The organism is Marivita sp., assembly GCF_020055635.1.
Classification (GTDB): domain Bacteria; phylum Pseudomonadota; class Alphaproteobacteria; order Rhodobacterales; family Rhodobacteraceae; genus Marivita.
This window is the reverse complement of sequence record NZ_JAIPUT010000027.1, coordinates 48,944-57,776: the sequence shown is the minus strand read 5'-3', so window position 1 is coordinate 57,776 and position 8,833 is coordinate 48,944. Positions and strand designations below refer to the sequence as shown.

The window sequence follows — 8,833 nt, the reverse complement described above, 5'->3', positions numbered from 1 at the left end:
AGCGCAAGATACATGTCGAACATGTATTCGCGCGGCACGAACCCGCCGACCAGCGTGAAGGCGATGATCATGGGGGCAAGGTAGATCGTCGGGATCGTGGTGACATGGCTCATGTAGCGGCTGAGCGGCAGGATGGTCAGGAACATGATGACGTAGCTGATCGCCATCGCCATGAACATGCCGTAGCCGACCTTGGGCTGATCCTCGAACAGCGACGGGCCAAAGCTGACGCCGTGGAACTGCATGACCACCAGCATGATCGCGGCCGTCGCCCCGCCGGGAATGCCCAGCACCAGAAGCGGCACCAGCGTGCCCGAGGTGACGCCGTTGTTGGCGGCTTCCGGCGCGATCAGCCCCTCGGGGTGGCCTGTGCCGTAAAGCTCGGGCGTATTGGAGAAACTGCGCGACTGCTGATAGGCGACGAAGCTGGCGATCGACGCGCCTGCGCCGGGGATCACCCCGATGACAAGGCCGATGATCGAGGTCCAGATGATATGCACCCAGCGTTTGAGCGCGATGCGCACCCCGTCGAACGTGTCGGTCCAGTTCGGCGCCCTCGGTTCATTGTCATGGTTCACGATCACGCGCTTCTCGATGATCACGAACGCCTCGGATACGGCGAACAGGCCGACAAGGGCAGGGATCAGCGGCACCCCGTCGTAGAGTTCAAGGAACCCGAAGGTGCCGCGCGGCGTGGCATAGACCACGTCGGTGCCGATGGAGCCGATCATCAGCCCCAGAAAGCCCGCGATCAGTCCCTTGACCATGTCCTGTGCGGCAATCGACGCGATCAGGGAAATGCCGAACAGCATGACCACGATCATCTCGACCGAATGCATATAGAACCCGACGCGCGCAAGGATCGGCATGGCCGCCAGCGCGATGACCGTCGTGAGCAATCCGCCGATGCACGAGGCGACAAAGGAGATTGCCAGCGCCTGCTGGCCCTTGCCCTGCTTGGCCATCGGGTAACCGTCCAGAGGCGTCGCCGCCGCGCCCGCCGTGCCGGGGATGTTGACGAGAATGGCCGGAATTCCCGCCCCCATGCGCGCCGCGCAATAGAGCGAGATCATGAACACCAGGCCCGATTGCAGATCAAGCGCAAGCGTCAGGGGCATCAGGATGATGATGGTGTTCGCGGCCGAAAAGCCGGGAATCCCGCCGACGATCAGTCCCAGGAAGATCGTCGGGATGATGATGTACCAATAGCCGATGGTGTCGAAAAAGACCTCGGTCAGGATCGAGGCTGTACCGCTATCCATTGCTCATCACCGCCTGCATTGTTGTTTCGAACCAGCCGCGCGGAAACCGCGTGTCGAAGGCCCAGATGAACACTGCCCAGCCTGTCAGGGCCATCGCCGCCGAGATCATCGTGATGAACGCCGCGTTCCTGCCCTTGGCGAGGATCAGCATGCTGACCGCCAGAAAGACGAAGGTCATCAGCGTGAACCCCAGCATGTCGATGAACATCACATAGGCGACCGTCATCGCCAGAAGCCCGATGCGCCCGGTGCGGATGTCGTCCATCGTGAACAGGTTGCCGAACCCCAATGTGCCCTCACCACGGCGAAGCCAGACCACGCAGCGCACGAAGAAGATCGCGCAGACCAGAAGCAGGATGCCTCCGACCATGAAAGCGCTGACCTGTGCCGTCCAGGGCGAGTTCCAGATCGACGAGAAGAAGTAGAGGGTAAAGCCTACCGCGATGATGGGAATAACCAGCTCTCCACCGATCTGGCGTGGCGGTTTGTGATGGTCCGAGGGCATGAATGGGCCGTCCTGTCTGCGATTTGGAAGGGGGGACCGGCAGCGCCCTGTGCGCTGCCGGTCGGTTGGGCGGTTACGCGCCGCTGAGCAGCGACTTGTAGCGTGCACCAAGTTCGAGCATGGATTGCTTGAACGCCGCGCATTCCTCGATCCCCGCATATTGCAGATATTCCGGCTGGCCGCGGTTGGCGACGTACGCTTCCATGAGGGCCGGATCGTCGAAGGTTTCCTTGAAGGTGGTGGTCAGGATCTCGAACCGGTCGGGATGATCGTCCGCCGCTTTCTTGTGGATACCGAAGGCCCGCGCCGAGAGCATTTCCGGCAGGTCCATATCATAGGCGTCATTGATGCTCGGCGCGTTGTCGAGCGCCTCGCCGACGATGTTGTCACCGAAGACCAGCAACGTCTTGACGCTGTCACCCGCCGCGATCACCGACCCCGAAGTCAGGACCGAGAAATCGACCTCGCCGGTCACGGCTCCGGCCACGGTGCCCTTGCCGCCCTGAAGCGGGATCAGGTTGAAGTCGATGCCCAGCTTGTCGCCCAGCGCCAGCAACCCGATCGAGGCCGGGTGCGCCATGCGGCTGGTGCCGACATTCAGGCGGCGTTCCTTGGCCGCCGAAATGATGTCGTCCATCGTCTGCAACGGGCTTTCGGCACCCACGAAGAGGCAGCAGGGGTCCTTGTCGACCTGACCGAAGTAGAAATAGTCGTTCACGTCGAAGCTGGGTTCCTGCATCGCCCAGTTCAGAACCTCCGGCCCCATGTTGCCGAAGATCAGGTTGTAGCAGTCGGGATCGGCCTTCCCCATGTAGATCTCGTAGCCCACACGGCCCGACGCGCCCGGATAGAATCCCGGTTCGAAATCGGTGCCCAGCTTGTCCTTCCACACGCTCGAGAAGGCGCGGAAGTTGCGGTCGGCCCCGCCGCCTTCGGCGGTGGGCACATAGACGTTGATGTTGCGGTCGGGGAACGTGTTGGCCCGCACGAGTCCCGGGGTGGCAAGGGTCATGGCAGCAGCGGCGGCGCCCGTGCCCAGCAGGGTCCGGCGCGTGATGATGGGTTTCATGGACATGGTTTCGTTTCCTCCCGTTTTTCATGTACAAATTCGTCTGCGCGCTGGTGGTCCTCCGAAGGGGTCGCGCCTTGTCCCTGCGGGTTAGTTGCTTGCTCCTGTCGGCGCTGGCGCAGCGCTGGCAAGATAGAGGTCGGTGGCGCCGGCATAGATGAGCCGCATCGCCAGAAGCGCGAGAATGACGTTCAGCACGATCCGGAAGCGCCGGTCGTCGATGCGCGCCAACATCACCCGCCCGGTCAGCGTGCCCAGCAAACCCGCGGCGATCAGCAGCACGATCAGACCGGCCCAGAGGCTGAAGGCAAAGCCGAGCATGCCGAAGGCCAATGTCTTGAGCAGATGTTGCAGCGTCATGAACATCGCGTGGGTCGCGACATGGGCATGCCGGTCGAGATCCTGCGCGCGCACATAGGTGGCGACAAACGGCCCGGTGCCGCCGAAGAACATGGTCAGAAAGCTTGAGAACACTCCGGTGATCATGCCGGACCGACGCAGGAACGCCGGCGGTTTCGATACCACCGACCACAGGATGAAGAGCCCCACGCCGACCTGGATCCAGCCCGCTTCGAGTTGAACGACAAGCGATCCGCCCAGCAGAATGCCAATCAGGGCGCCCCCGGCAAACGGCCCCAGCAGGTCGAACCGCATGTAGCGGGTCATGATCGCGGCGCGGCCCGCGTTGGAGCCAAGCTGCACCAGCCCGTGCACCGGGATGATGGCGGGCGCGGGTAGCAGCGTGGCAAGCACCGCCAGCATCACCGCGCCGCCACCGATGCCGAAGGCGATGGTGATGAAGGAGCCAAGAAAGCTGAACGCGACCAGTGTCGCTGCGGTCGGCCATCCCAATCCTGCGTGCCACATCTCCATCATCTCAGGTGTCCAGAACCGACGGGTGAAACAGCGCTTCGGGCGCCACGGGACCGGCGGCAAGGTGCTGATCCAGTGAATAGCGGCAGATCGCGCCGATCTCGGCCATGTTGGCCTGACAACCATAGCTCCAGTAATCCGGTCCCATGCTGTCCAGCGTCCGCTCCATCGCGGCGTTGAGCCAGGGCAAGGTCATGCGGTTGGCGTTGCCCAGCCAGACCGACCGCAGCCGCGCCATCGCGATATCGCGTGCCTCGACAAAACCGTCGTAAAGCGCGCGGGGCAGGTCGGGGTGTTCCTCGGCCACGGATTTGCGGATGCCGATCAGGTGCATGATCGGAAAAAATCCGGTGGAGCGGTGATACGCCTGTTCCGCTGCTTCGAAATCCGGGATCAGACGCACGAGCTCGGGATGGCTGTCGAGGAACGCCTGCGGCGGTTTCGGGGCCAGCAGCCCGTCGATCTCGCCGCGCAGGAGCATGTCCTGAAGCGTGTCGCCCTCGGTGATCGGCTCCACCACCATGCCCTCGGGCAGCGCCAGTTCCAGCCGTTCGCGGCGCACGCCTTCGTCCAGCGCACCGGTGCGCCAGTGGATGTCGTCACAGGCCACGCCGTATTCATCCGCCAGAATACCACGCATCCAGAGCGCGGCCGTCATCTGGTATTCCGGCACGCCGATCCGACGCCCGGCGAAATCGGCGGGGCTCTTGATGCCTGATCCGGCGCGGGCAAAGAACCCACTGTGTCGGAAGGCGCGGCTGACAAAGGCGGGGATCGCGGTGTAATCCGACCCGCCGCGCGACAATTGAAGCACGTAGCTGGACACCGACATCTCGGTGATGTCGAACTTCGCCTCCTGCACGGCCCAGGGGAACAGCTTGGACGTGGGGTGGATGTGGCTGTCCAAAGTCACGCCCGGCACCGTCACGCGCCCGTCATGCAGCGCCATCACGCGGTCATGGTCCCAGGTCGCCAATGTCAGGGTCAGGTCGTTCACCGGTGCGACGCCTCGCGCAGAACCCGGTTCCGGCGGGGGCAGGCCGCGACGGCCCGAACACCCGCATCGCCTGCTTCTCGCAAATCTGACGGTCTGGTCTGAAACATGTCTCTCCTCCCCAAAGAACTGCTTCCGTGTCGATAATGGCCGGTCCGCTTGCTCACGCTGCCCGCATCGCCGTGTCGTGCGCGGTCACACCTCCCCGAACAGCCGCGCGGCGACCGATCCCAGATGCGTCCGCATGGCGGCCTGTGCCGCTGTCGGGTCGCGGGCTTCGATGGCGCCCAGGATGGCGTCATGCTCTGCAAAGCTCGAATGCGTGCGGGCAGGGCGCTCTGAACTGCGCACCACGGTGTTCCATGCCACCGCCCTGCGCACGGCATTCAGATGATCGAACAGCGACAGCAGCAGGACATTCTCGGTGGATTCGGCGATCAGCCTGTGGAGATTGTCGTCCTGCGCCTCGTATTCATCCCAGTCCGGCGCTTCCACGGCGCGGTCGCGGCACTCCTTCATCCGGCGCATGGCCTCTTCGGACGCATGCAGCGCCGCCTCGCGGGCGATTGCCGGTTCCAGCGCCAGGCGCGCGCGCATCAACTGGACCGGCGTGACCTGCTTGCTGAGAATCGCCAGGTTGCCGGGTCCGGACGCCACAACCGGCGACGCGATGAAGGTGCCCTTGCCGACATGCCGCCAGATCGCGCCTTCATGCTCCAGCGTGTCCAGCGCCTTGCGCAGTCGCGCCCGTGTCACGCCAAGCCGCACGATCAACTCGCGTTCGGAGTCAAGGCGGTCGCCGGGCTTGTAGCCGCCATCTTCGATAAAGGATCGAAGCTTGGCGACAACGTCGTCCGCATCCATCGAAACTTCATTCATCAACATCAATTGGGCCCTGTATTGGTCAACCAATTTATCCCCATCAGGCGAGATTCTAGGAAGTTCTACGCCGAAATTGGGCGATCAATCAATGATTTTTCTTGCAACGCGACCGTTGGTCGAGATTGATTTGCCTTGTTGACTGGGCTACAGCACGGTCATTCCTCATGAAGAACCCGGAGTACCGCATGACCCAATACGCAATCGAAACGCCGCCTGTCGTGGCTCTTCCCGTGGCTGGACAGGACACGGTGTTTCCGGTCCGCCGCATCTATTGCATCGGGCGGAACTATGCCGCGCATGCCATCGAAATGGGTCATGACCCGGATCGCGAAGATCCCTTTTTCTTCCAGAAGAACCCCGACAACCTCGATCCGTCGGGCACCTTTCCCTATCCGCCGCACAGCTCGGATGTGCATCACGAGGCAGAGATGCTGGTGGCGCTCAAGACCGGCGGTCGCAACATCCCCGTGGACGCTGCGCTGGACCACGTGTTCGGCTACGGCCTCGCGCTCGACATGACACGGCGCGATCTTCAGGGGCAGGCCAAGAAGGCGGGCCGTCCCTGGGAGATCGGCAAGGCGTTCGAGCAATCCGCACCCTGCGGCCCGGTGCATCCGGTGTCCGAGGTCGGCCATCCCGACGAGGGCCGGGTCGAGCTCAAGGTCAATGGCGAGGTCCGCCAGGAAGGCGACCTGAACCAGATGATCTGGAAGGTGCCGGAAATGATCTCCTACCTGTCCGAATATTTCGAACTGGCCCCCGGCGACGTGATCCTGTCGGGAACGCCCTCGGGTGTCGGTCCGGTCTCGAAGGGCGACACGATGGAACTGTCCATCGATGGCCTGGGCAGTCTGACCGTCACGGTCGACTGAACACAACGCAGTCAACGCGCCGCCGATCCGACCCTTGTCACGGGGGTCGGAAGAATTTCTGACGACGGTGCAGGACCGGGCTGATCCGGACCGGCTGGGGCCTTTGCTCCTTGCGGGCAAAGCGGCGTTCGTTTGCGGCGCGGCTTTGCCGACCGGCCTGCGCGCGCGGTCCCGCCCGTCCTGACCACCCGGCCCGGCATCCGCTCCCGAACGGGCCGGCGCGAACAGCAAGGAGTGTCGCCGATGGACCTGCTTTCCTCGGATTTCCTGATCATCGCCATTGCGCTTCTGGCCGCCGGTGCGCTGACCGGCGTGCTGGCGGGGCTGTTTGGCGTCGGAGGCGGGGCGCTGATCGTGCCGGTGCTCTTCGAACTTTTCGGCGTGCTGGACGTGCCCGATGACACGCGCATGCCGCTGGCGGTCGGAACATCCTTGGCGATCATCATTCCCACATCCATCCGATCGTGGCTGAGCCACCGGGCCCGTGGCGCGGTCGATGGCGCGCTGCTGCGGGCGTGGGCCGTCCCCATCGTGCTGGGCGTCGTTGCGGGCGCGATCATCGCACGTTATGCGCCGCCGCTTGTCTTCCAGGTGATCTTCGTGCTGGTCGCCGGGGGGAACGCGGTCAAGCTGATCTCGGGGACGAAGCTCTGGGATATCGCGCCGGACCTGCCGACCGGCCCGGTTCTGCGGGTCTATGGCGGGGTGATCGGGCTGCTGGCCTCGCTCATGGGGATCGGCGGTGGGCAGATCGCCAATATCATCATGTCGCTGCACGGACGCGCGATTCACCAGGCCGTGGCGACCTCTGCGGGCATCGGGGTGTTGATCTCGGTGCCCGGGGCGATCGGCTACATGCTGGCGGGGTGGGGCCAACCCGGCCTGCCGCCCGACGCCATCGGCTTTGTCTCGCTGATCGGGGTCTGCCTGTTCGTGCCGACGACGATCCTGACCGCCAACCTGGGTGTCCGCATGGCGCATGGCCTGTCCGGCCGGTCGCTCGAGATCGCCTTCGGCACGTTCCTTGCGCTGGTCTGCCTGCGGTTCCTCTATGCGATCTTCGTGGGCTGACCTGCTGGCATGTTCGCCGCCATGCCCCGACGCGGGTGGCGCATGGCGGCGCGTCGGGTCAGAAACCGGATTGCGGTCCGGTCTGTTTTTGCCGAATGTTCCGGAATGATCAGCCCGAACCCGTCGATGTGACCCACCCGCGATCTCGGTTGAACCGGATGAGCCCTGCCGCCTTGACACCTGTGTCAGAGGCGACGCCACGTGGTTCGGCGACAACCCAAAACTGGAGACACCATGACCGACTTTCCCGTCTTTGACGGCCATAATGACCTGGTCCTGCGCCTGCTGCGCGGGGACGTGACCGCCGAGGCCGTGGCCTCCGGCCTGTCGGACGGGCATATCGACAAACCTCGGGCGCAGACGGGCGGGTTCGGCGGCGGGATGTTCGCGATCTTCGTGCCCAGCCCCGACGACAAGGCCGTGCGCCATGACGAGATGCGCAATCCGCCTTACGACATCGCGCTGCCGACGCGGGTGGACGAAGCCGAGGCGACGGAATGGACCGAACGCGGTTTCGACGAGATCGACAACCTTGCCGCCGCCGGGGCCGTTCGCATCTGCCGCACCGCGCAGGAAATCGAAGCGGCGCTGCCTGCCGACGAGATGGCCGCCGTCATCCATATCGAGGGCGCCGAGGCGATCGACCGCGACTTCGAAAAACTGAACGCATGGCACGCGCGCGGGCTGCGGTCGCTGGGCCCGGTCTGGAGCCGCGAGACGATCTGGGGCCACGGCGTGCCGTTTCGCTACCCGTCCGATCCCGACACCGGGCCGGGCCTGACGGAAGACGGCAAGGCGTTGATCCGCGAATGCAACCGGCTCAGGATCCTGGTCGACCTGTCACACCTCAATGCCAAGGGGGTCGAGGACGTGGCCCGGATCACCGACGCGCCGCTGGTTGCGACTCATTCCAACGCCTGGGAGGTCTGCCCGCATTCGCGCAACCTGACCGACCGGCAGCTGGCGATGATTCGCGACAGCGATGGAATGGTCGGCATAAATTTCGCCAGCGCCTTCCTGCGACCCGACGGTCGGATGGACTCCGAGTTTCAGCTTGACATCATGCTCCGACACTTCGACCATCTCGTCAGCAGCGTTGGCGAGGATCGGGTCGGCCTTGGATCCGACTTTGACGGGGCGCTTGTCCCGGATCAGATCGGGGACTGCGCGGGCTTGCCCAACCTGCTCACTGCCTTGCGGTCTCACGGTGTGGACGATGGTCTCATGACCAAGGTCACGCATGGGAACTGGCTACGGGTCCTGCGGCATACGTGGGGCGAATAAGAAAACCTGAACGGGGACTTA

At 64.1% G+C, this 8,833-nt stretch carries 9 protein-coding genes; 3 read left to right on the top strand and 6 right to left on the bottom strand.

What is annotated here, in order from left to right; genetic code table 11:
• From LCF60_RS13790 to LCF60_RS13765, 6 genes are all read right to left on the bottom strand, one after another.
• Positions 1-1,262, bottom strand: a 1,262-nt coding sequence (locus LCF60_RS13790; protein WP_292292517.1) for a tripartite tricarboxylate transporter permease, incomplete at its 3' end; no start/stop codon positions are given.
• Positions 1,255-1,767: a tripartite tricarboxylate transporter TctB family protein gene (locus tag LCF60_RS13785; RefSeq protein WP_292292515.1), complete on the bottom strand. Its 513-nt coding sequence runs from the start codon at positions 1,765-1,767 to the stop codon at positions 1,255-1,257. The genes LCF60_RS13790 and LCF60_RS13785, both read right to left, overlap by 8 nt.
• A 73-nt stretch (positions 1,768-1,840) precedes the next feature.
• Positions 1,841-2,842 (bottom strand): tripartite tricarboxylate transporter substrate-binding protein, encoded by a 1,002-nt coding sequence (locus tag LCF60_RS13780; protein ID WP_292292513.1) that lies wholly within the window; start codon positions 2,840-2,842, stop codon positions 1,841-1,843.
• An 84-nt stretch (positions 2,843-2,926) separates the two neighbouring features.
• Positions 2,927-3,712: a sulfite exporter TauE/SafE family protein gene (locus tag LCF60_RS13775; protein WP_292292511.1), complete on the bottom strand. Its 786-nt coding sequence runs from the start codon at positions 3,710-3,712 to the stop codon at positions 2,927-2,929.
• Position 3,713: 1 nt separating this feature from the next.
• The gene (locus LCF60_RS13770; protein WP_292292509.1) at positions 3,714-4,706 is read right to left on the bottom strand and encodes a 4,5-dihydroxyphthalate decarboxylase; all 993 of its coding nucleotides are present in this window, start codon (positions 4,704-4,706) and stop codon (positions 3,714-3,716) included.
• A gap of 192 nt (positions 4,707-4,898) precedes the next feature.
• Entirely contained in the window at positions 4,899-5,582 is a 684-nt protein-coding gene (locus tag LCF60_RS13765; RefSeq protein ID WP_292292508.1) for a FadR/GntR family transcriptional regulator, read from the bottom strand.
• 188 nt (positions 5,583-5,770) lie between these two features.
• Here LCF60_RS13765 and LCF60_RS13760 point away from each other — a divergent pair, with 188 nt between their 5' ends.
• The 3 genes from LCF60_RS13760 to LCF60_RS13750 all read left to right on the top strand — a co-directional run bounded on the left by LCF60_RS13760 (position 5,771) and on the right by LCF60_RS13750 (position 8,812).
• Positions 5,771-6,457 (top strand): fumarylacetoacetate hydrolase family protein, encoded by a 687-nt coding sequence (locus LCF60_RS13760; protein ID WP_292292507.1) that lies wholly within the window; start codon positions 5,771-5,773, stop codon positions 6,455-6,457.
• A 243-nt stretch (positions 6,458-6,700) separates the two neighbouring features.
• Positions 6,701-7,528, top strand: a complete 828-nt coding sequence (locus LCF60_RS13755; RefSeq protein WP_292292505.1) for a sulfite exporter TauE/SafE family protein — start codon at positions 6,701-6,703, stop codon at positions 7,526-7,528.
• Positions 7,529-7,762: 234 nt separating this feature from the next.
• Positions 7,763-8,812 carry a dipeptidase gene (locus tag LCF60_RS13750; protein WP_292292503.1) on the top strand — a complete coding sequence of 350 codons (1,050 nt, stop codon included), beginning with the start codon at positions 7,763-7,765 and terminating at the stop codon, positions 8,810-8,812.
• The last annotated feature ends 21 nt before the right edge of the window (positions 8,813-8,833 follow it).

Bases quoted from the DNA above. Each gene is read 5' to 3' on its own strand.
- LCF60_RS13785 (WP_292292515.1), bottom strand. From the start codon at position 1,767: ATGCCCTCGGACCATCACAAACCGCCACGCCAGATCGGTGGAGAGCTG.
- LCF60_RS13780 (WP_292292513.1), bottom strand. From the start codon at position 2,842: ATGTCCATGAAACCCATCATCACGCGCCGGACCCTGCTGGGCACGGGC.
- LCF60_RS13775 (WP_292292511.1), bottom strand. From the start codon at position 3,712: ATGATGGAGATGTGGCACGCAGGATTGGGATGGCCGACCGCAGCGACA.
- LCF60_RS13765 (WP_292292508.1), bottom strand. From the start codon at position 5,582: ATGAATGAAGTTTCGATGGATGCGGACGACGTTGTCGCCAAGCTTCGA.
- LCF60_RS13760 (WP_292292507.1), top strand. From the start codon at position 5,771: ATGACCCAATACGCAATCGAAACGCCGCCTGTCGTGGCTCTTCCCGTG.
- LCF60_RS13755 (WP_292292505.1), top strand. From the start codon at position 6,701: ATGGACCTGCTTTCCTCGGATTTCCTGATCATCGCCATTGCGCTTCTG.
- LCF60_RS13750 (WP_292292503.1), top strand. From the start codon at position 7,763: ATGACCGACTTTCCCGTCTTTGACGGCCATAATGACCTGGTCCTGCGC.